This window comes from Bacillus sp. S3 (assembly GCF_005154805.1).
Lineage (GTDB): Bacteria > Bacillota > Bacilli > Bacillales > Cytobacillaceae > Neobacillus.
In genome coordinates, this window is record NZ_CP039727.1 from 4,510,679 (window position 1) to 4,535,702 (window position 25,024).

21 protein-coding genes and 1 other annotated feature are annotated in these 25,024 nt (G+C 42.4%); of the genes, 3 read left to right on the plus strand and 18 right to left on the minus strand.

Annotated features, from left to right (window positions below; all coding sequences use genetic code 11):
- Window position 1: 1 nt before the first annotated feature.
- The 8 genes from iolD to FAY30_RS21820 all read right to left on the minus strand — a co-directional run bounded on the left by iolD (window position 2) and on the right by FAY30_RS21820 (window position 11,971).
- Window positions 2-1,912 (minus strand): 3D-(3,5/4)-trihydroxycyclohexane-1,2-dione acylhydrolase (decyclizing), encoded by a 1,911-nt coding sequence (gene iolD, locus FAY30_RS21785; RefSeq protein WP_149871833.1) that lies wholly within the window; start codon window positions 1,910-1,912, stop codon window positions 2-4.
- A gap of 15 nt (window positions 1,913-1,927) precedes the next feature.
- Window positions 1,928-2,926 carry a 5-dehydro-2-deoxygluconokinase gene (gene iolC / locus FAY30_RS21790; RefSeq protein WP_149871834.1) on the minus strand — a complete coding sequence of 333 codons (999 nt, stop codon included), beginning with the start codon at window positions 2,924-2,926 and terminating at the stop codon, window positions 1,928-1,930.
- A 23-nt stretch (window positions 2,927-2,949) separates the two neighbouring features.
- Window positions 2,950-3,768, minus strand: a complete 819-nt coding sequence (iolB, locus tag FAY30_RS21795) for a 5-deoxy-glucuronate isomerase (protein ID WP_149871835.1) — start codon at window positions 3,766-3,768, stop codon at window positions 2,950-2,952.
- Between the two features lie 72 nt (window positions 3,769-3,840).
- Window positions 3,841-5,304 carry a CoA-acylating methylmalonate-semialdehyde dehydrogenase gene (locus FAY30_RS21800; RefSeq protein WP_149872818.1) on the minus strand — a complete coding sequence of 488 codons (1,464 nt, stop codon included), beginning with the start codon at window positions 5,302-5,304 and terminating at the stop codon, window positions 3,841-3,843.
- Between the two features lie 387 nt (window positions 5,305-5,691).
- Window positions 5,692-6,486, minus strand: a complete 795-nt coding sequence (locus FAY30_RS21805; protein ID WP_149871836.1) for a MurR/RpiR family transcriptional regulator — start codon at window positions 6,484-6,486, stop codon at window positions 5,692-5,694.
- A gap of 15 nt (window positions 6,487-6,501) precedes the next feature.
- Entirely contained in the window at window positions 6,502-7,182 is a 681-nt protein-coding gene (locus FAY30_RS21810; protein WP_149871837.1) for an N-acetylmannosamine-6-phosphate 2-epimerase, read from the minus strand.
- A 1-nt stretch (window position 7,183) separates the two neighbouring features.
- Window positions 7,184-8,719, minus strand: a complete 1,536-nt coding sequence (ptsG, locus tag FAY30_RS21815; RefSeq protein ID WP_149871838.1) for a glucose-specific PTS transporter subunit IIBC — start codon at window positions 8,717-8,719, stop codon at window positions 7,184-7,186.
- Window positions 8,720-8,884: 165 nt separating this feature from the next.
- The gene (locus tag FAY30_RS21820) at window positions 8,885-11,971 is read right to left on the minus strand and encodes an efflux RND transporter permease subunit (protein ID WP_149871839.1); all 3,087 of its coding nucleotides are present in this window, start codon (window positions 11,969-11,971) and stop codon (window positions 8,885-8,887) included.
- Between the two features lie 100 nt (window positions 11,972-12,071).
- Here FAY30_RS21820 and FAY30_RS21825 point away from each other — a divergent pair, with 100 nt between their 5' ends.
- Window positions 12,072-12,902: a TetR/AcrR family transcriptional regulator gene (locus FAY30_RS21825; RefSeq protein WP_149871840.1), complete on the plus strand. Its 831-nt coding sequence runs from the start codon at window positions 12,072-12,074 to the stop codon at window positions 12,900-12,902.
- A 108-nt stretch (window positions 12,903-13,010) separates the two neighbouring features.
- Here the strand turns inward: FAY30_RS21825 and FAY30_RS21830 are convergent, their stop codons facing one another.
- Window positions 13,011-13,598: an NAD(P)H-dependent oxidoreductase gene (locus tag FAY30_RS21830; protein ID WP_149871841.1), complete on the minus strand. Its 588-nt coding sequence runs from the start codon at window positions 13,596-13,598 to the stop codon at window positions 13,011-13,013.
- 500 nt (window positions 13,599-14,098) lie between these two features.
- Here FAY30_RS21830 and FAY30_RS21835 point away from each other — a divergent pair, with 500 nt between their 5' ends.
- Entirely contained in the window at window positions 14,099-14,800 is a 702-nt protein-coding gene (locus tag FAY30_RS21835) for a pirin family protein (RefSeq protein WP_149871842.1), read from the plus strand.
- Between the two features lie 69 nt (window positions 14,801-14,869).
- Here FAY30_RS21835 and FAY30_RS21840 read toward each other — a convergent pair whose 3' ends face one another.
- From FAY30_RS21840 to kynU, 5 genes are all read right to left on the minus strand, one after another.
- Window positions 14,870-15,484 (minus strand): 5'-nucleotidase C-terminal domain-containing protein, encoded by a 615-nt coding sequence (locus FAY30_RS21840; RefSeq protein WP_223821020.1) that lies wholly within the window; start codon window positions 15,482-15,484, stop codon window positions 14,870-14,872.
- A 174-nt stretch (window positions 15,485-15,658) separates the two neighbouring features.
- Window positions 15,659-15,829 carry a hypothetical protein gene (locus tag FAY30_RS27320; protein WP_190284726.1) on the minus strand — a complete coding sequence of 57 codons (171 nt, stop codon included), beginning with the start codon at window positions 15,827-15,829 and terminating at the stop codon, window positions 15,659-15,661.
- Window positions 15,826-16,833 carry a TIR domain-containing protein gene (locus FAY30_RS21845; RefSeq protein ID WP_149871843.1) on the minus strand — a complete coding sequence of 336 codons (1,008 nt, stop codon included), beginning with the start codon at window positions 16,831-16,833 and terminating at the stop codon, window positions 15,826-15,828. The genes FAY30_RS27320 and FAY30_RS21845 overlap by 4 nt, the downstream gene beginning before the upstream one ends.
- Window positions 16,834-16,913: 80 nt before the next feature.
- On the minus strand, window positions 16,914-17,327 hold the full coding sequence (locus FAY30_RS21850) for a hypothetical protein (protein ID WP_149871844.1): 414 nt from the start codon (window positions 17,325-17,327) through the stop codon (window positions 16,914-16,916).
- 231 nt (window positions 17,328-17,558) lie between these two features.
- Window positions 17,559-18,842 carry a kynureninase gene (gene kynU / locus FAY30_RS21855; protein WP_149871845.1) on the minus strand — a complete coding sequence of 428 codons (1,284 nt, stop codon included), beginning with the start codon at window positions 18,840-18,842 and terminating at the stop codon, window positions 17,559-17,561.
- Between the two features lie 343 nt (window positions 18,843-19,185).
- Between kynU and FAY30_RS21860 the strand changes: the two genes are divergently transcribed.
- Window positions 19,186-20,559, plus strand: coding sequence for an N-acetylmuramoyl-L-alanine amidase (locus FAY30_RS21860; protein WP_149871846.1), 1,374 nt, complete (start codon window positions 19,186-19,188; stop codon window positions 20,557-20,559).
- A gap of 29 nt (window positions 20,560-20,588) precedes the next feature.
- On the opposite strand, the gene FAY30_RS21865 is transcribed toward FAY30_RS21860, so the two are convergent.
- The 4 genes from FAY30_RS21865 to FAY30_RS21880 are packed head-to-tail and all read right to left on the minus strand — an operon-like array spanning window position 20,589 to window position 24,631.
- The gene (locus tag FAY30_RS21865) at window positions 20,589-21,419 is read right to left on the minus strand and encodes an energy-coupling factor transporter transmembrane component T family protein (protein WP_149871847.1); all 831 of its coding nucleotides are present in this window, start codon (window positions 21,417-21,419) and stop codon (window positions 20,589-20,591) included.
- Entirely contained in the window at window positions 21,410-23,122 is a 1,713-nt protein-coding gene (locus tag FAY30_RS21870) for an ABC transporter ATP-binding protein (RefSeq protein WP_149871848.1), read from the minus strand. Before FAY30_RS21870 ends, FAY30_RS21865 begins: the two co-directional genes overlap by 10 nt.
- 60 nt (window positions 23,123-23,182) lie before the next feature.
- The gene (locus FAY30_RS21875; protein WP_149871849.1) at window positions 23,183-23,740 is read right to left on the minus strand and encodes an ECF-type riboflavin transporter substrate-binding protein; all 558 of its coding nucleotides are present in this window, start codon (window positions 23,738-23,740) and stop codon (window positions 23,183-23,185) included.
- Window positions 23,741-23,773: 33 nt separating this feature from the next.
- Window positions 23,774-24,631 (minus strand): SAM hydrolase/SAM-dependent halogenase family protein, encoded by an 858-nt coding sequence (locus FAY30_RS21880; protein WP_149871850.1) that lies wholly within the window; start codon window positions 24,629-24,631, stop codon window positions 23,774-23,776.
- A gap of 90 nt (window positions 24,632-24,721) precedes the next feature.
- Window positions 24,722-24,998: a binding site (T-box leader), on the minus strand.
- Between the last annotated feature and the right edge of the window lie 26 nt (window positions 24,999-25,024).

Below are 25,024 nucleotides of genomic sequence, written 5' to 3' on the forward strand. Positions count from 1 at the left end.
CTTAGTATTGTTTTGCTGTTTCTAATTTTTGCTTTCTTAATTCATATGCCTTTTGGATGCTTTCTTTATTGGCTACTTCTGCCACTCCAACATTCCACCAGCTGTCATAGCCTTCTGTCATGGTTTTTGGCAGTACCTTAATCTCGATTAGAGTTGAAACTTCCTGCTTTTTCGCATCCTCTAAAGCGGCTTTCAATTGTTCCACGGTATTTACACGGTATGTTTTCGCACCATACCCCTCTGCTACCTTTGCATAATCAACATTTAGAATGGTATTGTTATGTGTTCTGAACTCCGTGAAATACGTTCCCATACCGTTGCCCATTTGCAGGTTATTAATGCAGCCGAAACCAGAGTTATCAAACAACACAACATTGATTTTTTGGCCATATTGAATCGCTGTGATCAGCTCAGAGTGCAGCATTAAGAACGACCCGTCACCGACAAGAGAATATACTTCCTTATCTGGGTTAGCTAATTTAACTCCCAGCGCACCTGATACTTCATATCCCATACAGGAATAACCGTATTCTACGTTATACGTATTCGAAACCGTTGGATTCCAGATACGCTGTACATCACCAGGAAGCGACCCGGCAGAAGTAACAATCGTACTGTCTGGATCAATCGTATCATTTACAGCGATTAGCGCTGTCGTTTGCGCCAATTCCGTGTTTAATGCATCGGCATATTCATTAAGAATTTCCTGTGTGAAGTGGCTTCTAATTTCCGGTTCGAAGTTTTCACGGGTAAAGGTTACTTTACTTAAGCGGTCGCGTTCAGCGTTCCACTCCTGCTTCAATTCAGCAATTGTTTCGCCAAATGCACTTTCATATCCTTCTAATAACGGTGCCAATTGCTCTAATGCCGTTTTCGCATCTGCCACAACCTGGAAGGCATCCAATTTATATGCCTGCATGCGGCTGACGTTAATATTTAAGAACTCAGCATGATCAAAGTCAAATGCTGTTTTAGAGGAAGTGGCGAAATCTGTATAACGGGTACCGATTCCGATCACGAGGTCTGCCTGACGGGCTGCTTTATTTGCTGCCAGCGTACCAGTAACACCCATACCGCCTAAGTTATTTTTAAAAGTAGATTCTACCGTTGCTTTACCTGCTTGAGTTTCTACTAATGGAATATTATGTTTTTCAGATAGAGCCGCTAAGATGTCGCGTGCTCCTGAATATTTAGCCCCGCCGCCTACTAGGATTAGTGGCCTTTTGCTTGCTTTGATCAGCTCAGCTGCACCTTTTAGTTCACGCTCAACCGGTGCTTTTCGGTCTAAATAGTGGACGCGCTTTTCAAAGAATTTCTCATCGTAATCATATGCTTCCCCTTCAACATCCTGTGCAAGGGCAATCGTTACAGGGCCAGCTTTCCCCGGGTCTGTCATCACTTCAAAGGCACGAATAAGACTTGACATTAACTGCTCAGGACGGGTAATACGATCCCAATATCTGGAGACAGGTTTTAAGGCATCATTCGTTGTAACCGCTAAGCTGTATTCCTGCTCCACTTGCTGCAATACTGGATCGGGCTGTCTCGTTGCAAATGTATCCCCTGGTAAAAGCAACATAGGAATATTATTTGCCAGCGCTGTTGCTGCAGCCGTAACTAGATTAGCAGCACCAGGCCCTACAGATGTTGTGACAGCATAGATTTTTTGACGAAGCATTTGTTTGCTGTACGCCATCGCAGCCAGGGCCATTCCTTGTTCGTTTTTACCTTGGAAGACCTTTAAGCGACCTGGATCCTGTTCCAAAGCCTGCCCAATTCCTAATACATTTCCGTGACCGAATATAGTAAAGATACCTTCAACGAACGGAAATTCTTCACCGTCAACATGGATATATTGCTGATTCAAAAATTTGATTAAGGCTTGTGCGGTGGTTAATCTTATTTTCCCCATGGACATTTTCACCTCTTACTGATTTGTCACTGCTTCTTTGGATCGGTCAGCAATTAATTGCTCTATTTCTTCTACTGTTGGCATCGCTTCAGAAGAACTGTGTTTACTTACAACAATGGCTGCAGAGGCACTGCCGTATTTTAGGGCTGTTTCAATATCTTTACCTGAGATTAGCGCATAAAGAAAAGCGGATGCGTATGAATCACCAGCACCGAATGTTTTTAATACTTTCGTTAAATAAGCATGGCCTCTGAACGTTTCCCCTGATCTTGTATACGCATAGGAGCCTTCTACACCATGCTTAATGACGACTAATTCCGGAGAATGTTTGAATAAAGCAGAAATCGTTGCTTCATTGCTGCCAACTTCTACATTTTCCATGACATCGAACTCATCACGTGTACCAACGACAATATCCGCCTGCTGTGCCACCATTGTATAATAGACAGAAGTTTCCTCTTTAGATGTCCATGTATAACCACGGTAGTCTAATTCAAACATAACCTTCACATCATTTTTCTTCGCCAGCTGCACGGCCTTTAATACCGCTTCACGGGATGGGCTTTTTGCAAGAGCTGTTCCAGAAACTAAAAGGATTTTTGATTGCTTAATGTAGTCTTCACTTACTTCTGAAGGATCTAAGTAGAGGTCTGCGACTTCATCACGGTACATTAAGATGCTGCACTCTTCCGGGCTTTTGATTTCTGTAAAAGCTAAGCCTGTTTTATGCCCTTCTTTGTCTGTTACCATATTGGATGTATCTACGCCGACACCAGCCATATAGTGTTTAATAAAACGGCCATGCTGGTCATCTGCCAGTTTACCGATAAAGCCTGCGTTTAAGCCAAGCTTGGATGATCCAATCGCAATATTAGCCGGAGAACCGCCGACATATTTTTTAAAAGTCATCGTTTCTTCCATTGGACGGTTATATTCTACAGCGTTTAAATCGATGCATGCACGACCAATAGCGATTAGGTCAAATTCTTTTTCAGAATTAAATTCAATCTTCATGTTGTTATAGCACCCCTCATACCTTATTTTCGTTCTAGGATCCATTCGTGTGCAGGTTCGTTGTGGAACTTCCAAATGCGTTTCGGTCCTGCCATGATGTTTAAATAATAGGATTCATACCCATCTGGAACCGCTACAGGGTGATAGCCTGCCGGAACGAGGACAACATCTCCGTTTTCAACAGCCATCGTTTCATCGATGGAACGGTCATCTGTATACACGCGTTGGAAAACAAAGCCCTGTCTTGGGTTCATTTCATGGTAGTACGTTTCTTCTAAAAATGACTCATGCGGCAGGTTGTCTTGATCATGTTTATGCGGCGGATAACTAGACCAGTTGCCGCTTTCTGTAAAGACCTCTACCACTAGTAAACTATTTGCAGAAGGGTCAGAGTCAGGCAAAATATTGTGTACCAGTCGTTTATTATTATATTTCCCTCTATGTTCAATGCTGTTATCTTCAGCTTTAATCAGCCTTGTTGGTAATTGTTTTTCAGATGGGGAATAACAAAGTATAATCCGTGCCTCTGTTACTGCTTCTATGGCAAAAGCGCGGCCGTTTGATACATAGACACTATCAGTAGGTTTCTTTTCAAAAACGCTTTCTCGGGTACCGATGTTTCTAAATACTTCTTGTTTGTCTGAAACATTTATTTTCCCTGTTAAGGCAACAATGCAGCATTCTACTTTTTCTAATTCTTCTCGGTAGCTAGCTCCCGGAGTTAAATCTATCACTTTCATAGCAACATATTCTAATGAAGAATTTTCACTTGTTACTTCATGTACGAGCTTAACACCCGGTGATGTTTCTATTACATTTGGTTTTCGGAGTAATTTACTCACGGTTTTCAACTCCTCATTTATGTATAGGATATTATCCCAACTAATAAGAGTTGGGATAATATCTTCGAAATCTTATTCAAATGATGGTGCTTTATAGTTTGCTGTTACGACTTTCTTGCGAGTATAGAACTCAACGCCATCTTTTCCGTTTGCAGGCAATGTGCCATAGAATGAAGATTTCCAGCCGGAGAATGGGAAGAAGGCCATTGGCGCTGGAACACCTAAGTTAATTCCTAACATACCTGCATCGATATTTTCACGGAAGTAACGGATAGATGAAGCATTTGACGTATAAATACAGGCCCCATTAGCAAATTCTGATTTATTAGCTGTTTCAACAGCTTCTTTTAAGTTTTTCACACGTACGATTGATAATACGGGAGCAAAGATTTCATCTTTCCAAATCTGCATATCAGTTGTCACACCGTCAAAAATGGTTGGTCCAACAAAGTATCCCTCTTCGGGTTGTCTATCGCGGCCGTCGCAAACCAATTTGGCGCCTTCTTCGATACCCTTTTGGATATAGCCCAATGTTCGTTGGTGATTTTGTTCCCGAATAACCGGACCTAAGAACACCCCTTCATCAAGGCCGTTACCGATTTGTACTTCTTTTGCTTTTTCAATTAGGTTTTCAAGGAATGCATCTGCAACGCCTTCTTCCACTGTTACAACAGAGCAAGCCATGCAGCGTTCGCCAGCAGATCCGAATGCAGAAGCAATTACGTTTGTTGTCGCATGATCCAGATCAGCATCATTTAATACGATGGAGTGGTTTTTTGCACCTGTTAAGGCTTGAACACGTTTTAGGTTCTCGCTTCCTCGTTTGTATACATATTCACCGACCGGCTGTGAACCAACAAATGAAATAGCTTTCACTTGTGGATGATCAAGAAGTCCGTTTACCACATCGTGTGCACCGTGGACAATATTGAATACACCTTTAGGAAGACCGGCTTCCTCTAATAGTTCTGCTAATCTTTGCGCTAACAACGGTGTTCTTTCAGATGGTTTCAGGACAAATGTATTACCTACGGCAATCGCCATTGGGAACATCCAGCAAGGGACCATCATCGGGAAGTTAAATGGTGTGATACCGCCGACAACCCCAATTGGATAACGGTAGTTTGTTACTTCTACGTCCTTTGCGATAGTTGTCAATGAATCACCCATCATGAGTGTAGGAGCACCTGCCGCAAACTCAACATTCTCAATTCCTCGTCCGACTTCACCTAATGCTTCAGTAAGGTTTTTACCATTTTCAATCGTAATTATCCTTGCTAACTCATCTGTATTTTTTTGTAATAACTGTTGGAAGTTAAATAGAATTCTAGCCCGTTTTTGAACAGGGACGTTTCTCCACTCTTCAAATGCCTTTGCTGCGACGATTACCGCATAATCAAGATCTTCTTTTGTCGAGATCGGAACTTGAGCAATAACCTCTTTTGTCGCCGGGTTATATACATCTTCGTATTGAGTAGTTTTGCTTTCTACCCACTCACCATTTATATAGTTTTTTAGTTTTCTAACTTGTACCATTACTTCAGACATATCTTGTTCCTCCTTAATCGTGGTTCTTTTTAATAGGTTTTGGACTATTCTAGTTTGAAGTGTATTTCATGATGCACTTTTAGATCGATAACCCTTCGGAATTTATGCTTTAATTAAATATATTTATCATGTTTTGGTTATCTTTTTGGTTATCTTTTGGTAACCTTTGATTACATCTTAATACTAAAAACGCTTTCAGTCAACTTTTTTCATTTCCTTTCTTTTTATTATTCATACGAACTACGAACGGGCGTGAGGTAGTGTGATCTATATAAAAAACAAAAAGGGGCCAGCCCCTCGCTGCATAACAGCAGCGAGAGGTCGGCCCCTTCGGTTTTTGACGGAATAATGAAGCAGTGGAAATGTTCCTGCGCTTCACCCTCTATTTCTAATGGCTTCAACTGTTTGGAGATACATCGCTTCTCGTTCTTTATCTGAAAGAAAATGTAAACTGATTCTGTCAATCAGGTAGAGGGTACTCATGTCAAGCCCCGTTAATAGAAAGTTGTTTCTCAGCGGGTGCACTGTCCACAAGACCTCATCGGAAATTTTAGTCAGCGGGGTTTGCCCAAAAGCGGTAAAGGCAATCAGTTTTGCCCCTTTGCTCGTTCCCAGTCTGACTGATTGAAGTAAATCGGCCGTTTGACCGGACCGTGAAAAGGCTAAAATCAAATCTCCCGGCTTTAGCAGCGTACTTCTGATAATCATCAGATGCGGATCCGTAACTGCCTCTGAAATAAATCCCATCCGGCTGAGGCGATAATTCAATTCCTGCGCGGCCAAACCCGAGCTACCTAAGCCGTAAATGAAAATTCGTTTGGCTTCTTTCATATCCTTTAGCGCCCTAGAAAATGGCTCCGGATCGATTAACGACTGAACATCTGCCAGCATCTCATGGTAGGAAGCGAACAAGGTTTGTTCAATCCCTTCCGTTTCCTTTGCTTCAGTACCCCCCGCAAGCTTCACCTTCATCTCTACGAAATTTCGGCAGGAAACCTTTTTGGCAAAACGGGTGATCGTACTGAGGGAGACGCCTGTCGCATGCGCAAGCTCTTGGATATGACTGTGGGAAACCTCTTCCGGGTTGGCTAGAATATAGTTTGCAATATTTCTTTCTTTATCAGATAAGGAAGAGTAAATACTTTGGATCTCATTCAACACCGAAGACATGATAAAACATCCTTTTTACTTTGGAATTTGCGCGGCAAATCGGGCTGTAATTTGCTGCGGACGCGTAATCGCACCGCCAACAACTACAGAATATACCCCAATTTCAAACGCCCGTTTCATCATTTCAGGGGTCATAATATTTCCTTCCGCGATGACAGGAATGCTTACTGCTTTAACGACATTTTTTAAAAACGCAAAGTCATTCTCATATAGTTTACTACCATTTGATTCATTTGTATAACCGTAAAGGGTCGTACCGACACAATCAAATCCTAACTTTTCCGCATGGATGGCTTCCTCAACGGATGACGTATCGGCCATTAGCTGGACAGCTGGATTTTTTTCACGGGCAAAGGAAACAAGTTCTTCAAGTGATAAACCATTCGGTCTGCTTCTTAACGTTGCATCCATAGCGATCATTTCGCAGCCGCTTTCGATTAACTCCTCTATTTCCTTTTTCGTAGCGGTAATGAAGACTTCACTATCCTCGTAATCCCGCTTCACGATGCCAATCACCGGCAGCGTAACCTCTTGTTTAATCGCGATAATATCCTCTTTAGAGTTCGCACGGATTCCGACAGCACCGCCTTCTTTCGCTGCAAGGGCCATTTTGGACATGATATAAGAGCTGTGAAGCGGCTCCTGATCCAATGCCTGACAGGAAACAACAAGACCATGTTTAATTCTTTCGAGCATGTTACTCACCCACCAATTCTTCAACTTCATTTTTAATAATTGTCACTTCTGGTCCATAAATAACTTGGACGCCATTGCCTTTTTTCACGACACCTCTTGCGCCAGTTTTTTTCAAAATATCATCATTGACTCGTTCCACATCTGTAACTGTCACACGTAAACGAGTAGCACAACAGTCGACATCTTGCAGATTTTCTTTTCCGCCAAGACCATCAACAATCGCTTGAGCCCGTTCACTTTTATTCGTTACATTCACAACTGCCTCGCCTTCTTCTTCGCGGCCTGGTGTCTTGAATTTGAATTTCTTAATCATGAACTTAAATGAGAAATAGTAGACAAAGAACCATGGAATTCCAATCACAGGTACCATTAGCCAATTCGTTTTTGCCTGACCTTGTAAGATACCGAATAGAACGAAATCAATAAATCCGCCAGAGAACGTTTGACCAATCGTGATTTGGAAAATATGGGCAAGCATAAATGCCAAACCATCTAAGAACGCATGCAAGACATAAAGAGCTGGAGCAACAAATAAGAATGAAAATTCAATTGGTTCTGTGATACCTGTTAAGAATGAAGTAAGCGCGGCTGAAGCAAGCAGGCCGGCAACTTTCTTTTTATTTTCTGGTTTAGCTGTATGGTACATGGCCAAGCAGGCACCGACTAAACCAAACATCATCGTAATAAAACGGCCGGACATAAACCGTGCTGTACCGATATAGAACTTATTTGTCTCAGGATCAGCCAGCTGGGCGAAGAAAATCCGCTGTGTTCCTTCAATAAGTTTGCCATCGATAGTTAGCGCTCCTCCAAGACTGGTTGTCCAAAATGGCATATAGAAGATATGGTGCAGACCGAAGGGTCCAAGCATTCTGAGAACAAATCCATAAATAAATGTTCCAATGTAGCCGGTTGCTTCAACCAAGCCGCCCATTTGAAAGATTCCCTTTTGAATAAATGGCCACACAAAGAATACTACTACACCAAGGAAAATCGCCGCAAATGAAGCAATAATCGGCACAAACCGTGAACCGCTGAAAAACCCGAGAAACTGTGGCAATTGTTTTTTGTTATAGCGATTATGGAGCCATGAAGTCAAAATCCCGACAACTACACCACCGAAAACACCTGTTTCAAGTGTTTGAATCCCAAGCGTCATCCCTTGACCGACAGCCGCCGGGTTGTCGACGTTCATTTTGCCGGTAATTGTTAATAAAGATGAAATCGTTGCGTTCATAACTAGGAATGCTAGGACGCCAGCAAGTCCTGCTGTACCTTTATCTGATTTCGCAAGGCCGACGGAAATACCAACGGCAAACAATAGTGCCAAGTTAGCAAATACGACAGCGCCCGCACTCGACATGATTGCGAAAATATTTTGAAGCCAAGAAATATCTAGAAACGGATACGCCTTCACTGTATTCGGATTGGACAATGCACCACCAATTCCGAGCAGCAATCCCGCTGCTGGGAGGACTGCAATTGGAAGCATGAACGACTTACCAAACTGTTGCGCCTTCTCGAAGAAACTATTCATCAAACGAACCTCCAATATGAAAATTATTTTCATGTGTTAGTATAAAATATTATTTTTCAAAATGCAAGAAAGGGTTTGCAGAAAATCAGTGGAAATATGTGGTGCATTCAGAAGCGAATAAAAAAAGCCCGGCAAGAGTATCTTTTACCTTGCCGGGCATAAATATTAATTCTCTTCGATTTCTCGACGATTTTTCTTAAATATTTTTGATAAGATTTCATAAACAATCGGTACGATGATCAATGTTAATAACGTTGAGCTTGTCAGACCGCCGATAACAGTAATCGCAAGACCTTTGGAGATTAAACCGCCTCCGCCGCCTGCGCCAAGTGCCAACGGAATTAATGCACCAATTGTGGCGATGGCCGTCATCAGGATTGGCCGCAAACGTGTGGCACCTGCCTCTAATACGGCATCGCGCATTTTCAGCCCGTCACGTTCCATATGAATAATCCGGTCTACGAGAACGATGGCATTCGTAACGACAATTCCTATCAACATCAACAGTCCCATCATAACCGAAACCGATATCGTTTCGCCGGCGATTAACAGGCCGACAAATGATCCGATAACCGCAAACGGTAGCGAGAACAGAATCGCAAACGGTGCGACACCTTCACGGAAGGTAACCACTAGAATGAAGTACACGATCGCAACTGCTGCGGCCATCGCAATGCCAAGCTGCGTAAAGGTTTCTGTCATATCTGCCTGCACCCCGGCAACACTGACAGTTACCCCTTTCGGTAAATCCAATTTATCTACTTCTTTACCTACTTTAGCTGTTACTTTAGAAATATCTTCTGCTTTAATTTTTCCGGAAACGGTGGCGAAGTACTCGCCTTTACTGCGTGCCAGTGTATTTAATGTTGTCCCTTTCTTAACGGTGACAAGTTCAGAAAGCGGCATAGTTGTCCCGAGTGCTGTCGGCACCTGTTTCGCTAACAATTCATCGATAGACTCCGGCTGGGCGGCCTGTTCCTGCTGCACGATCACATCTAAGGAGTCACCGTCTTTTTCAACCGTTGTTAACACATCTTTTGTTTGTTGCGGGCTTAACATCATCACAAGCTGGCCGGTTGTTAACCCGTATTGCAGCAAGTTCGCTTGATCCACCCTGAAGGTATACTCGACGAAAGCATCCTCTGCACTTGAAGTGACATCCTTTAAGTCATCATGTTTCTTCAGTACAGCTTCAACCTTTTTAACCGATTGATTCAGCTTGTTAATGTCTTCACTGTAGAGGGAGTAGCTGACTTCATTTTGCGCCCCTGACATTGAAGAGAAGTTCTGGCTTTTCCATTTGCCTGATTGATCAAGGCCGGTGACATATTTTTCAACTTTTTCTTTTACTTCCGGGAAGTTCTTCATGTCCGGGTCGAAGATGAGGTACATTAAGGCGCCGCCTCCGCCTCCGCCCATCATCGCAGCCATTTGGTCGCCTTCTTCAGTTACGGACACTTGAACGATATCAATATCATCTCGTTTCAGCATCTTCTCTTCGACTGCTCGAACGTTTTCTACTGTTTCGTCTTTAAGCTCGCCTGCTTTTGGCGTATAGGTTAAATACATGACTTTATCTTCTTCACTGCCCATGAAGCTAAAGCCGATTAATGGTGTTAAGGCCAAACTTCCGGCTAATAAAACAACCGCTAAGATGGAGGCAATCACTTTATGGTTAAGGGTCTTTTCAAGGAACCATTTATACCATTGGGCAAGTTCGCCAGCTTCTTTATGACGTTTGGTGGTTTTTTCACTATATAATTTTTTCCGAAATAGGAAGTGTGACAGTGCCGGAACAATGGTAATCGCTACAAGTAACGATGCACCAAGGGCAAATGCCATTGTTAAAGCGAACGGTGCGAACAGCTCGCCGACCATTCCGCCAACAAAAATCAGCGGCGCAAATACCGCAACCGTGACCAATGTCGAGGACATAATCGGTTTGAACATTTCGATTGTCGCTTCACGAATAAGGGCGCGGCCCGTTAATTTTTCTTCCTTCAAATGCAGTCTTCGGTATATATTCTCCACGACGACAATTGAGTCATCGATGACCCGCCCGATGGCAACGGTAATCGCCCCAAGCGTCATAATATTCAGTGTGATATCCATCCAGTGTAAGAGCAATAATGCCATGAAGATGGAAACGGGAATCGAGATGATTGAAATAATCGTCGATTTAAAATCCCGTAGAAAAAGAAGAATGATTAACACGGCAATGAGTCCGCCAAACACTGCTTTTTCAATCATCGTCGCCACCGATTCTTCAATCGGTTTCCCTTGGTCAAGTGTCACATCAATAACAAGACCATCGACCTTTTTCTTTTCCTCTTTAATTAACTTTTTCACTTTATTTACTACATCAACCGTGTTTGCCTGCTGGCCTTTGACAATTTGGATGGCAATCGCGTCTTTTCCGTTTGTTCGGGAGATCGATTGTACTTTACCAACTGTATCAATTGTTGCAATGTCGCTAAGCTTTACAAATGGTGAGGGATTGGCAGCTGATGGGGTGACAGGAATCAGCATATTCTTTAATTCATCCGCGGTCATGAACTTGCCGTCAATCGCGACAGCCTGCTCCCCTTCTTTAAACTCGTAAAGTCCTAACGAAACAGCCATGTTGCTGGCTTGAATCATTTGCTTGACTTTCTCTTCTGTTAAGCCAAACTCCGCCATTTTCGCTTTGTTATACGTCAGGTCCACTTCTTCAATATGCTGGCCGGTAATAGTCGCCGACGCCACACCTTCGATTTTCTCGATTTTTGGAAGTAAGCTTTCCTCAACCGTTGATGTTAATTCAACAATATCCTCTTTAGAACTGCTGACACTTAAGGCGACAACCGGCATCATATTCATGCTAATCGCTGTCGTTGTCGGCTTTTGCGCCCCTTCCGGCAATTTCAAGGAATCTAATGCCGATTTTAATTCACGCTTCGCCTCATCCATATCGATGCCGTATTCGTATTCCACTTGAATACTGGACATGTTCGAATAGGAATTGGAATAAACGGCTTTGACGTGATCGAGGCCTTCTACCGCTTTTTCAATCGGCATCGAGACATCTTCCATCACCTTTTCAGGTGTGGCTCCGGGATAGACGTCCATGACCATTAAGTATGGTATCGAGATATTCGGAATCGTCTCCATATTCATCCGTGTACCGGAATAAATACCCGATACGGTTATGATAATCGTAAGCAGCCATACTGCTAACTTATTTTTCAACACAAAATTGACTAACCCTTTCACTATTACACCTACCCTAAATTGACTTATTACACTCAATTTCTTATAATAATGACCAATTAGTCATTTGTCAATCATAGACAATTAGGAGCGATACGAGCAAATGGTGAAAAAACAATTAATTATGGAGAAGGCGCTGGAGCTTTTTGCAAAGCAGGGATTCGAAGCCACATCTGTCCAGCAAATAACCGATCATTGTGGCATTTCTAAAGGGGCATTTTACTTATCCTTCAAATCAAAGGACGAATTAATTATTGCATTAATTGACCACTTTATGATGCAAATCACCTCTGACATTGACTACATAGTCAAAAACACGAAGGACGAGCAGCTTTTATATGAATTTTATTATGCCATCTACCATGGTTTTCAGAAGCATTCCGATTTCGCTAAAGTTCTCATGAAAGAGCAGTCGCAAACCTTCAATAAAGAGCTTATTGTCAAAATGCAATTCTACGATAAATTAATCGAGGACATCATCTTAACGATGATTGAGCGCTTATACGGCGACGAAGTGAATGAGAAAAAATATGATTTAATCTATAGCATTAAAGGCTTTATGAATATGTATTCACAGTTATTTGTCTTTTATAACGTTCCGTTAGATTTGAAGTTGCTGTCGGAGTCACTCGTGGAAAAAACATCGGTCCTCGCTCGGTATGCGACTATACCGTTCGTTACCCAAGGCCTTTCTCAATTGTTAAAGCAGCCGATGAAAGAGGAGGTAACAAGGGAACAGCTTCTCGACATCATCAAACAAAAAATAGCGGAAATGGAAGAATCGATTGAAAAGGAATCATTAATCCTGCTGCGCGAAGAACTGCTAGAACCGAAACAGCCGCCAGCTGTTGTAAAAGGATTGCTCGGAAATATTCGCAATCACCCGCATTGTAAATGGATTTCCTATTTATTGCGGCAGTATTTTGAGTTATAAAATTTGCTGTATTATTGGTCATTGTTAATTTTGTATTTATGTTGAGAGGATTGAAAGGCAGAAAGCGATTATTTTTTACATTCTGCCTTTTGTGGTGCTTACAACGGATTAAAGGGCTACTTTTTTAAAGTAATGATAAACCTTCTCTAGTTTTTTTGTTTGTTTTCCTTTTGAACTTTCCATATGTCCAAATTCAAAAAACCTCACTTGTTTGATTCCTACAAATTGAAATAAGGCTTTCTTCATCAATATTTTATGCACATTATTCAACCAGAAAAGTGGATAGTTGGTTGGTCCCTTCATAGTGGATACACATACGACTGATTTTCCTTTCAAGCGGCCTTCGGGCAGAAGCCCCTTTTTGTCCTTGTAGGCAAAATTTGCAGCAAATAATTGATCAATGTATCCAAGCAGCATCGATGGATGTCTGCCCCACCAAATCGGATAAACAAAGACAATCTTGTCTGCCCAAGAAATTTGCTGTCGATATGTTACAAGATTAGGATCACGATACATATCACGTCTTCGTTTATGCTCATTAAAAACGAGAATCGGGTTGAAACCCTCTTCATACAAATCTAACACCTGTATTTCCTCGATATTTGAATTTTCTTGACTCCCTTTTATGACCTTTTGTAAAAATGCGTAACATAAACTTTGATGATTAGGATGTGTGTAAATAACGAGAACTTTCATACTGCGCCCCTTCTACCTTAACTAGATTGAATTCGTAGTCTTTTAAAAATGAAATTACTCCATTAAGGAGTAGTATCATCTGAGATTTGTGGATTTGAAAAACTAGACCACCCAGTGTCGTCCTGTGAATGAACGATTGTCTACATGGAATAACTTTTTCCATTTTATTTTTGAACACCCAGACAAGCCCCTAGAATTTACTAATACCACTAAACTATAAAGAAAGTTTGTTAACCACATATTAAGAGGGCGTAAAGATTATTATGTTATTAGCTTTTATTTCCTTTATTTGTCTCTCGAACCATCTGAGAAATACCTTGCTGGTGCCTTTGGCTGGTGCCTGACACCAATTTCCACATTGACACTATGCAAGAATAAGTTATATAATTATCTTGAATTAAAGATATATATATTTAGATACTTGGATTCGAAGTATTTTTTTCCTATCATGGATAATGTTAAATTTTCTCAGTTCTTACTATAATAATAGGAGTGATCGTATGTTGCGGAAAATAGAAAGCAAGGACATGGGTGGCAGCAATCTTGGCTGGCTGAAGAGTAAGTTCCATTTCTCTTTTGCCGAGTACTATAATCCTAAAAATATTCACTTTGGTGTGTTACGTGTTATCAATGACGATCTTATTGAGGCCCATACAGGATTCGGCAGGCATCCACATCAAAATATGGAAATCATCTCGTATGTTGTCAACGGGCACCTTACACATGAAGATAGTATGGGAAATTCCAATACCATTACCCGGGGACAGGTTCAGTATATGAGCGCCGGAACTGGTGTTTATCATAGTGAAATGAACAATGGAGAGGAGACAGCACGGTTATTACAAATCTGGATTGTGCCTGATCGAAACGGTCATACACCTAATTACGGAGATTATCGTTTTCATCCGGAGGACCGCCATAATCAATGGCTCCATATGGTGTCAAGTGTAGATGGTAATGCTCCGATCAAAATCAATCAGGACGCCAATATCTATTCATTAGAATTGGACAAAGACAAGGAAATCAGCTTCCCTGTGAAAGCAGGAAGACAAGCTTATCTTGTTCAAATTGAAGGAAATTCAACGATTAATGACATCAGCTTAGACGCAAGAGATGCCATGGAAATTGTTGAGGAAGAGATCAGATTGCACGCCAATGAAGCATCATATGTGTTAATCGTTGAGATGGAAAAACAATATTAAGAATCCAATTTCATAAAAAACGGCTTGATTCAGGAATTCTAAACCAAGCCGTTTTTTCGTGTATGAAAGTTATTGAGCTATTGCTAATGGTACTAATTGTTTAATCCGGTTTTCAGCTTTATATTCGAATGGTGTCGGAAGTGTTTTTACATAGTTTAAAGTCCCCTGTAAATCCTCAGGACCCACTTCCAAATCGGTTGCAAGATCTTGAATACCGTATTTTGCATTTCCGTACATATAGTTGTTTACTACAACCGTGTATTCTTTGTTCCTATCAATCCTCTGGCCATCTGGCAAGAAGATATCTACGACTTTGCCTGTATTTCCATCCCATGTGTATTTAAAACCGGCAACATGGAAGTCGAGACGATATGATTTGGTTCCATCTGGTGCAGTAGATTCTGAAATTTGGTTATTTAACACCGTTTCCAAATCTGCCCCGCTAAGTTTCACTTTATTTAATACATTACCAAAAGGCTGGATGTTGAAAAGGTCACCGAAGGTTACAAGGCCTTCATTAAGATTGGCCGGGACACCGCCGCCATTCATCATGGCAAAATCGGCATTCATTTCGGCTTTCATTCCATCTGCAATCAAGTTGCCCAGTGCAAAATCACCTGTTGTAGCACTTGGGTATGCACTAACTAATGTTGTTTTAGACTCCCCAACTTTTTCGGCTTTAATGGACTATCTGCTAGTACTCTACCAAAATTATGTGTTAATCAGGTAACGGCCTTGTAAAGTTAGAGTAAATGAGGGACGGGGATTTTTTCAAAAAGCGAACGAGGTTCCAGACAAAAACAAAAAAGCAGAAAGAATTTTCTCTCTGCCCCACTTCCATATTATACTGTTTTTAAACTAAGCCCGCTTTTTATACGGGTCTTCCCGATAGTCCGCTTTTCGTTTATAAATAACTTTTCCTGATTCTTCTTTCCCGTGAATGGAGGTAATAAGCGCTCTTACACCCTTAACAGTTTCTCCAAGTTTATACGATTTTTTGTCTACTTTTGATACCACTGCTCTATTCATAAAGATGCACCTCCAAAGATATTATTAATCGTGCTTAACAGGTTGTAATTAGCAAGAAAGATATGGTCAATCTCTTCTTGACTTAATGTCTTTCTTCCCGTTATTTCCACCGTCAAAACCAATTGGTTCCCTATAGGATAGCATAAAACATACGTATTATCAAAGGCTGTACTACTCTTTTGAAAAACCAGCTCGTTGCTTTGCAAAAAACAATCCATCACGATGATTCTATCTGATTTTCGCCTGTTTTCATTCACGTCAAACGGGTAAAACTTTCCTTGGCCATCGTTTCCGGCTACTTGTTTCAGACCTTCAATCCCCTCCGCTTGCCAAACCCCGATTCCTTCCACGTAATAAGAATAGGGCGCTTGATAAGCGTTCCTGACCGCTTCTTGGAGATATTCAAACTTCTTAGCCGGGTCTGCCAAGAGTCGTTTTGATAAGGTTCGGAGTATGCGAATGAGGGCATAGTCCTTGTCCATGTTTGCTTGTGCTTCAGCTAAACGCTTTGCCGGATCCTGAAAGACGCCCAACTCTCTAATTTTTCTTTTTATCGCCCTGCAAGCTAAATTTACAGCCGCATCGTGATTATGATCTCCACGCATTTCATACCTTAATACGGTAAGTCCGTCTAAATCGGAAGGTAAACGAAAACCTTTGGCTTCCTCACTTTCAGGCGTGACACTGGGAATGATATAAAATACTCGTCCTCTTCTTAACCTTCCCCAGAATAGCCCCATCTCAAACAGAGTATTGTCTCTTGTTGTAAATGTAATGGTACCTCGTATATTTACAACATCATCCGGTGAGAATACAAATACAGCAAAATCATTTTCATCTAATTGTCGTTCAAGACTTTCCATATTATATTCGAGTGGGCGAAATGCACCTGCTGTCCAAGGGGTCACCTCAGCAACATGTGTAAGTGCTTCATGAATGGCATCAACATAGTCAGCGGATTCTCTGGCAGAACCAATAAATAATCTTGGCTTGATTTGGGTCATTTCTCCTCCAAAAAAGTGTTATTTCACAATGTATTTACTCTTATTATATCACCCTTATTTGGGATATTTAACCACAGAAATCAATATTTATAAACAAACCCCATTGTAATTACGATAATAACAATTATTGGAAGATAAAATAGGCCCAATGTATTAGATAGACAAATGCGCATCCATGAGCTTATTTCGGGGGCGAAAGGTTTCACATTCATGGAAAAATCGATAACCTCTCCTTCGGCTTTTTTTCTAACGTGATCATAAAGTTTTCTAAACATCTTTTCCTGCCAGAGAAAATAGCCATCTAAAAGCCAAAAGAAAATAGTCGGTATTAATGCAATGGAAATGAATCGATAGTCCATCTCTTGGATATTCGCAAAAACAAATAGTCCAGCAACAAGAGTAACTGTCCATCCCTTCAATAAAAAGGAATTTTGCCCCATTCGATTAATGACTCCCTGAATAAATTCAAGATGTTTTAGCTTATTTTCATTCATATTATACCCCCAAATGCTATTTATTATAGTATTCAAGTGAAAGCGAAGAATTCCTTTTTTATTATGTGGGGGCGAACGTAATTTTTGTAACTGACGATGTTGTTATGGTGGACATTTTGAGGAAAGTGCGATATTGGATTCATTCTTGATAAAATTCTTGGGCCAAATGCATCCAATAGAGGGTAGTCCCCTTGGTCCTTCCCCTGGTCGCCCTTGGTCTCGCTACGTCTCTTAAGCGACTACTTCACGTTCATTTTTATAATTTTCGTATTGCTTTTCGATCATGATTTTTTTAAGAATTTGAACGACTTCCCAAACTTCCTTGTAGGACGTATATAGGGCTACTGGCGCTAGACGAATGATGTTAGGTGCTCGAAAATCCGGAATAATTCCATTTTCCTTCAAAGCCTTACAAATTCGGGCTGCTTCGCTATGCTCTAAGCTCACATGCCCGCCGCGTCGTGCATCCTCTCTTGGCGTCCCAATGAAAAATCCCATATCGGCTAATTCATGCTCAATTAAATTTATTAAATATAGATTGATTTTAAGAGATTTGTTCCGGATATTTTCAATACCTGCTTCTGTAAAAATTTCTAACGAACCGATTAATGGTGCCATGCTTAGCACATGTGGTGTACCAATTTGGAATGCTCCAGCCGAAACTGCCGGTGTCAATGTGTGCTCCATATCGAATTGTTTCTCTTTCTTTGAACTAAACCAGCCGGCAAGACCGGGCATTTTTCCAAAATGCTTGCGGTTCACAAATAAACCGCCTACACCACCTGGCCCGCCGTTTAAATGTTTATAATTGCACCAAAACGCAAAATCTACATCCCAATCACTGAAGGAATGCGGAATCGAACCAACAGAGTGGCACCCGTCAAAGCCGATTAAAATCCCCCGTTTATGTGCTTCATCCGTTAATCGTTTCATATCTAATATTTGGCCGCTCCGATAGAGAACTGTCGGTAAGACAATTAACGCAATCTCATCGGTCATCGCTTCGATCATATCATCCTCTTCTAAAAAACGGCCATCGCGGCTTTTCACGCGGATGAGATGTGTATCGGGATCATAGCCATGATTTCTAAGCTGGCTTTGCAGCGCATAAATATCGGAAGGAAACGTTAGTTCATCCGCTAAAATTTTGGTGCGCGTTCCTTCTGGTTTATAAAACGTTGCGACAAGCTGATGCAGATTAACAGTGGTAGAACCTGTTACGATGACTTCTTCAGCAGCAGCTCCTACTAACGGCGCCAGCTTTTCCCCGAGTTTTTCAGCCATAAAGAACCATGGATGATTCCCCATTGTCCAGCCATCTATCCCATATTGTTTCCAATCTTCCAAGGATTTTAAGAGAGCCCTTTCCGCCCTTTTCGAAAGAAGTCCTAATGAGTTCCCATCCATATAAATAGAACCTGGCTTTAAATAAAACTCTTCGCGAAAGCGTGAAAGAGTATCTTCTGTATCTAATTGTTTTGCGAACTCCAATGTTGGTAAGAAATTCGAAATCATTTGAATCCTCTCCTTTTCGGGATGAAATCCTTTACAAGCGAATCATAGCAAACAATATGACACGGTATCAATATTATATTTTTGAAAATTCGAATTATTAATACACCCACATTCTAATTTCTGCCTATCGCTTTCATTTTGGTAAAATACTTTTGGATAGGGGTTCGTGCTATTTTTCCAAAAACCACTTAGTGAAGCGGAGAAAGTGTGGTCCAATATTGAAACGGGATTCTTCCATTCTCGTTTTTTTATACAAAATATCCTGGGTTTCAAACAAGTATCCAATCAAAAGGGGTTCTGATTCATAGAATAAAAAATAGATTAAATAAATGGAGGAGATTCTATGAAACTTTATTTAGATCCCGGCCATGGCGGCACGGATCCCGGAGCCTCCGGCAATGGTCTAAATGAAAAAGATCTTACATTAGATATTGCATTGAAAATCAATTCCCTTTTGAATCAACGATATGAAAATATTGAGGTAAAAATGAGCCGGACAGGTGATACGACTATGAGCTTAAGTCAGCGGACAAATGAGGCAAATGCGTGGGGTGCTGATTATTTTATGGCGATTCATATTAACGCCGGAGGAGGAACAGGCTATGAGGATTATATTTACAGCTGCTTATCTGATTCTTCCGCCACCGCAACCTATCGGTCCATCATTCATGCGGAAGTCATAAAAACCAATCAGCTGCAAGATCGCGGGATGAAAAAAGCGAATTTTCATGTTCTGCGCGAATCCGCTATGCCTGCCATCCTATCGGAAAACGGTTTTATCGACCGGGCGGAGGATGCTGCCTTGATGAAACAAGCTTCATGGCAGCAGCGTGTAGCGGAAGGACATGTAAACGGGCTTGTCAAGGCATTTAACCTTAAACCGAAAGTGGCGGCACCCGCTCCCGGTATCCTTTACAAAGTATACGCAGGATCGTTTCAATCAAGACAAAATGCAGACGATTGTGTCGTTTTATTAAACTCAAAAGGGATCGACTCATTTGTCGTTTCGACCAACATCTCTGGTGTGACTTGGTACAGTGTTCAAGTTGGCGCCTTTGCAAATCGCGAAAGTACTGAGAAAAGGCTGGCTGACCTGAAAAATGCGGGCTTTCCCGATGCTTTTATCTCGGCTGAAAACACAGGTGAGGACGGCATTTCACTGGGCGGAAAAGACAACGCACCGCCAGCCACTGCCCCATCTGGATTATCCATTTTAGGTCCAACCCTCCTTTCCCCTGAACAGATGCGCCGCTTTGTGAAAAAAGTCAATCCGAACGCAGTAGATGTAGCAAACTACTATCTCACCTTTGGAGAGTATTATGGCATTAGAGGTGATGTCGCTTTTGCACAAGCAATCCATGAAACAGACTATTTCCGTTTTACCGGAATCGTTAATCCAGAGCAAAATAATTTTGCCGGAGTAGGTGCAACAGGCCAGAGTGTTTCAGGAGCCAGCTTTCATACACCTGAGGAAGGAGTCCTCGCCCACCTTCAGCATTTATATGCTTACGCCGCAACAGGTCCGCTGCCGGAAAAATATCCTTTAGCTGACCCCCGCTTTCATCTCGTAACAAGAGGATCTGCACCAACCTGGATCGCCTTAAACGGAAAATGGGCCGTTCCAGGCAGCAATTATGGTCAATCCATCCTGGATCTTTATGGAAGAATGATTGACACTGCTGTTCAAAATCTCCAGGACATTCGGAAAAATATTTAAAAAGAAGCAAGGGAACCGGTCCCCCTGCTTCAAAAAGGATTATAAAACCGATTGCCGTCATGAAAGGTCACTATTAACGATACCACTAGCATAACAACAAAAAAGCTGATTGTAATGATGTCGATCGTTTGAAAGGGGCGCGACCTGTACCAGGTGCGCTTTTTGTTTTTTCCAAAACCGCGCAGCTCCATTGCATTGCTAATGATCTCAATCTTATCGAGACTGGACAGGATGAGCGGGATAATGATCGATGCGGCATTCTTGATCCGCTTCGGCAGCTTTTCTTTGCGCGACATATCAATCCCGCGGGCTTGCTGGGAGAGCGAGATCGTCCGAAAATCGCGTTGAACATCGGGAATGTAGCGCAGCGCCAGCGCGACAGCGTACGAAATGCGGTAGCTGATCCCAATCCGGTTTAATGATGCGGCAAATTCACTCGGATTAGTTGTGACGATAAACAGCAGCGCCGCCGGAATGACTGTGAAATACTTTAGGGTCACATTAAATTGATAGAACAGCTGCTCAAGCGTCAGCGAATAGCGCCCGCTATCAAGATCAAGCAGTATATGGCTTGTCCCATAAATTGCCACACCTTCTTGCGGCGAAAAAGCATAGATTGCAAGATTATTAATGAGCAAAAAAAACAAAATAAATAGCAGGACAAAGGCTACTTCCTTCAACCTAACCTTCGAAACGATAAACACATAGATACTAAATAAGAAAAGAAAAAGCAACACGCGCGTATCATACGTCAGCATCGCGATGGACGACCAAATCATAAAGCACACCAGCTTGGTGACACCCGTCAGCCGATGGACCGGCGATTCACGCTCTATATAGGAAAGCATTTCTACTGCCACTTTTGTCTCACCTCGCGATCATAGGCGATAAACCGATCGACAAACTGCTTCGGGTCGGTGATTCCCGCCCGCTCGGCCAGTGCAAATAAGGAGGTTTCCTTTAAATTTGCCTCGCTAATGACCCGGGAATCCGCGAGAACATTGACCGCCGTGTCATCAGCGATTTTCCGCCCGCCGGCAATAACAATTGCCCGCGGCGTGTATTCGAGCATGAGGTGCATATCATGGGTAACCATGATAATCGTTACCCCTTGGCGGTTCAACTCCACCAAAAACTCCATGATTTCAGTATAGTGCCGGAAATCCTGGCCCGCGGTCGGTTCGTCGAGAATGATGACCTCCGGCTCCAGTACTAAAATAGAAGCAATCGTGACCCGCTTTTTCTGCCCGAAGCTTAACGCCGAAATCGGCCAGTTACGGTACGGATACAAGCCGCAAATTTTCAGCGTCTTTAAGACCCGTTCCTTGATCTCTGCTTCCGGCACACCGCGGATCACCAAGCCAAGCGCCACTTCATCGTAAATCATCTGCTTTGAAATCATCTGATTCGGATTTTGCATCACCATGCCAATCCTCCCAGCGCGCTCTTTAATCGTATCGCTGCTGATATCCCGGCCGCGAAAATAGATGGTACCGGAGCTCGGCTTCTCAAACCCGCAAATCAGTTTCGACAGTGTCGACTTCCCGGCGCCATTTTTACCAACAATGCTGACCATTTCCCCTTTTGCAATCGAAAAAGAAAGATCTTGAATTGTTCGCTGCCCCGGTGTGTAACCAAAATGAATCTCTTTCAACTCCAAAACCGGCTCTTTTTTCACTTGCGGATCAGGGTGCTCGGCATTCGTAAACCAGTCGATGAATTGGTCTTTGCAGCTTTCAACTGCGAAGGTATCAGGATGAGCCGGCCGCATTTCCGGTGTAATCGTACAGCCGGCATATTTGGCGGCTTTCACATAAAGCGGCTCACGGATGAAGCATTGCTCTAAAATGGGGGAAGCTAAAAGTTCATCCGGAGGAATGTCACTGATAATTCTGCCGTCATCAATGACAATGATACGGTCAACCGGGCGGTGCAGGACATCCTCCAAGCGGTGCTCGATGATAACGACCGTTTTGTTCGTTTCCTCGTGGATTCGGTCGATCAGCTCAATGGCATATTTTCCTGTGGCCGGATCAAGGTTGGCCAGTGGTTCATCAAACAAAAGGATCTCGACATCGTCGACCATAACGCCAGCGAGTGAGACCCGCTGTTTTTGCCCCCCGGAAAGATGGTGCAGCGAGGAGTCTAAATACCCTTCCATTTCGACCATTTTTGAGATTTCCGCTACTTTATCAATCATCTGTGTTTGCGGGGCGGCATCGTTTTCGAGGGCAAAAGCGATATCCTCGGCAACCGTTAGCCCGATAAATTGTCCATCGGGGTCCTGAAGGACGGTACCAACTTTTTTCGACAGCGAGAAAATGTCCAACTTCTGCACATTTTCACCGCTGATGTTCAACGTACCTGACACCTTGCCTTTATAAGAAAAGGGAACAAGGCCATTGAGACAATGGCCGAGTGTACTTTTCCCCGAACCGGATAGACCCACGATGAGAACCTTTTCCCCTTCATAGATCGTCAGGTTGACCCCATGCAGCGTCGGTTCCGTCTGACTGCGGTATTGAAAGCTATAGTTTTCGAATTGAATAACCGGCTTTTTCATATCATTTCTCCTAGTAAAACAGTGCTCTTCTTTTTAAGAAAATACTTCTCCTTCTCCTCATTAAACATCCTTCGTCAAACTGCCGCTTTGGCTCCGGCTTTTTGCATAGATGCTGAGCAGCAAGGTGCCAAGAATTGCGACGGTTGCCATGTTTAACCCGCCGGCGACAAGACCTTGCAGATAAACCTTATTCACAGGCTCGGCATAAATGAGGACATCCAAGCTTGGCGCAATCGCGAACCAGCCGATTGCCTGAACGATAATTTGCGTGAAGTTAAACAAAATGATTTTTTTCGCTGTAACTACGCCTGATTCGATATCGATTTTCTTGGAAACAAGGCCGATTAAGAACCCGACGATTCCAGAGACGACCACCCAGCTCCACCACGGCGAGCCGTAGAAAATGAAATCCTTTAAGGCATGGCCGATTAAGCCAATCAAGCCGCCGGCAACTGGTCCGAAGATCACAGCCATTAATGCTAAAAAGCCGTACGATGTGTCAAAATTCGTATTGGGCACCCCGGTTGGAATAACCGCGAATCTCCCTAAAATGACAAATACAGCTGATCCAATCCCAATCGCCACGATGGTTTTAATAGATAACTGATTCCCTTTCACTTCCTCAACCCCCAAAAGATGTATTTTATTAAATTAATTGTAAACAATTTTTGGTATTTTGCGAATAGATATTTTCCAGGAAGCCCCTGTTTCAATATGGTACGCCTTAGCAAAAGAACCTTGATTAATCGCCACGCCAATTTTATCGAGCGAATTCACATATAACAGCGGCTCGCCTAAATGAATATCAGCAAAGGTCCGGCCATAGGTCATAATATTTTTATAAACCTGGCGGGTATCATTTTCAATCGTCACTTCAAAGGAATCGCCATATTCTGCCGAGAAATCTTTAAACAACACGCGGTCAATATTTGTCCATAGATTCCCGAAGCGAATATCAAGGATGTCGATATGGCCTGTGAGTATTTGGTTGGTAATACTCGGCTCCGCCTTTGGCAGCTCGATAAGTGAATCCACCGGCACCTCCGGACCCACTTGTTCAAACGTAATGTGGTTGGATGCGAGCCTTGCCCCAGTATAGGCATAGACATCACGGCCATGGAATGTATAGGATTCCCCGGAATGCGGCAGGCGGTTGACCGTCTCATCAATGATTCTCGCCTCTTGAATGCCAATGCAGTTTTTAATATGGGTCAGCGTCCCATTATCCGGAGTAATAATATATTGACCTAAATCCGTTTTCACGGCAATACTTCTACGCTCCGAACCAACACCCGGATCGACAACGGAAACAAACACCGTTCCTTCCGGCCAGTAAGAAACCGTCTGATATAAGCGGTAGGACCCTTCCCAAATATGATACTGGGGAATGTCATGAGTTAAATCGAAAATCCGGATCGCCGGATTAACGGAAATCGCCACACCGTACATCGCACTAACAGCACCATCACTTGTACCAAAATCAGTTTGCAACACGAGATTGTTATTCATTATATTTTCCTCCAGTCTTTTAAATGTTTGCTTGGGTTCCATTTGAAAAAAATAAAAAAACCACGCCCCTATCTATTATTAGAAAAAATAGATAAGGACGTGGTTTAGATCCACGTGGTACCACCTTAATTTACTGTTTGCTCACACAAAACAGCCTCTGCAAGTACGCGAGCATGAATGCTGCTCTATATACTGTGGTATGGATAACGAGTACCAAATCTCGTCGGAACCTACTCCAATCGGAACGGATTGTTTCAGCACGCAGCTCTGAGGCCATTGTTCGGATTCGTATTTTTGCTTCTTTTCAGCAACCGAAGCTCTCTTTAAAAAATAACTGAATCGTACTTTCCCTCTTCAACGCTTTTAGTTTGAAAATTTACTAAATTATAGTCG

Coding starts and splice junctions, on each gene's coding strand:
- FAY30_RS21830 (WP_149871841.1), bottom strand. CDS start 13,598: ATGAAAGTTCTCGTTATTTACACACATCCTAATCATCAAAGTTTATGT.
- FAY30_RS21845 (WP_149871843.1), bottom strand. CDS start 16,833: ATGACCCAAATCAAGCCAAGATTATTTATTGGTTCTGCCAGAGAATCC.
- FAY30_RS21850 (WP_149871844.1), bottom strand. CDS start 17,327: ATGAATGAAAATAAGCTAAAACATCTTGAATTTATTCAGGGAGTCATT.
- FAY30_RS21805 (WP_149871836.1), bottom strand. CDS start 6,486: ATGTCTTCGGTGTTGAATGAGATCCAAAGTATTTACTCTTCCTTATCT.
- iolD (WP_149871833.1), bottom strand. CDS start 1,912: ATGGGGAAAATAAGATTAACCACCGCACAAGCCTTAATCAAATTTTTG.
- FAY30_RS21860 (WP_149871846.1), top strand. CDS start 19,186: ATGAAACTTTATTTAGATCCCGGCCATGGCGGCACGGATCCCGGAGCC.
- ptsG (WP_149871838.1), bottom strand. CDS start 8,719: ATGAATAGTTTCTTCGAGAAGGCGCAACAGTTTGGTAAGTCGTTCATG.
- FAY30_RS21800 (WP_149872818.1), bottom strand. CDS start 5,304: ATGGTACAAGTTAGAAAACTAAAAAACTATATAAATGGTGAGTGGGTA.
- FAY30_RS21825 (WP_149871840.1), top strand. CDS start 12,072: ATGGTGAAAAAACAATTAATTATGGAGAAGGCGCTGGAGCTTTTTGCA.
- kynU (WP_149871845.1), bottom strand. CDS start 18,842: ATGATTTCGAATTTCTTACCAACATTGGAGTTCGCAAAACAATTAGAT.
- FAY30_RS21870 (WP_149871848.1), bottom strand. CDS start 23,122: ATGAAAAAGCCGGTTATTCAATTCGAAAACTATAGCTTTCAATACCGC.
- FAY30_RS21810 (WP_149871837.1), bottom strand. CDS start 7,182: ATGCTCGAAAGAATTAAACATGGTCTTGTTGTTTCCTGTCAGGCATTG.
- FAY30_RS21880 (WP_149871850.1), bottom strand. CDS start 24,631: ATGAATAACAATCTCGTGTTGCAAACTGATTTTGGTACAAGTGATGGT.
- iolC (WP_149871834.1), bottom strand. CDS start 2,926: ATGAAGATTGAATTTAATTCTGAAAAAGAATTTGACCTAATCGCTATT.
- FAY30_RS21835 (WP_149871842.1), top strand. CDS start 14,099: ATGTTGCGGAAAATAGAAAGCAAGGACATGGGTGGCAGCAATCTTGGC.
- FAY30_RS27320 (WP_190284726.1), bottom strand. CDS start 15,829: ATGAATAGAGCAGTGGTATCAAAAGTAGACAAAAAATCGTATAAACTT.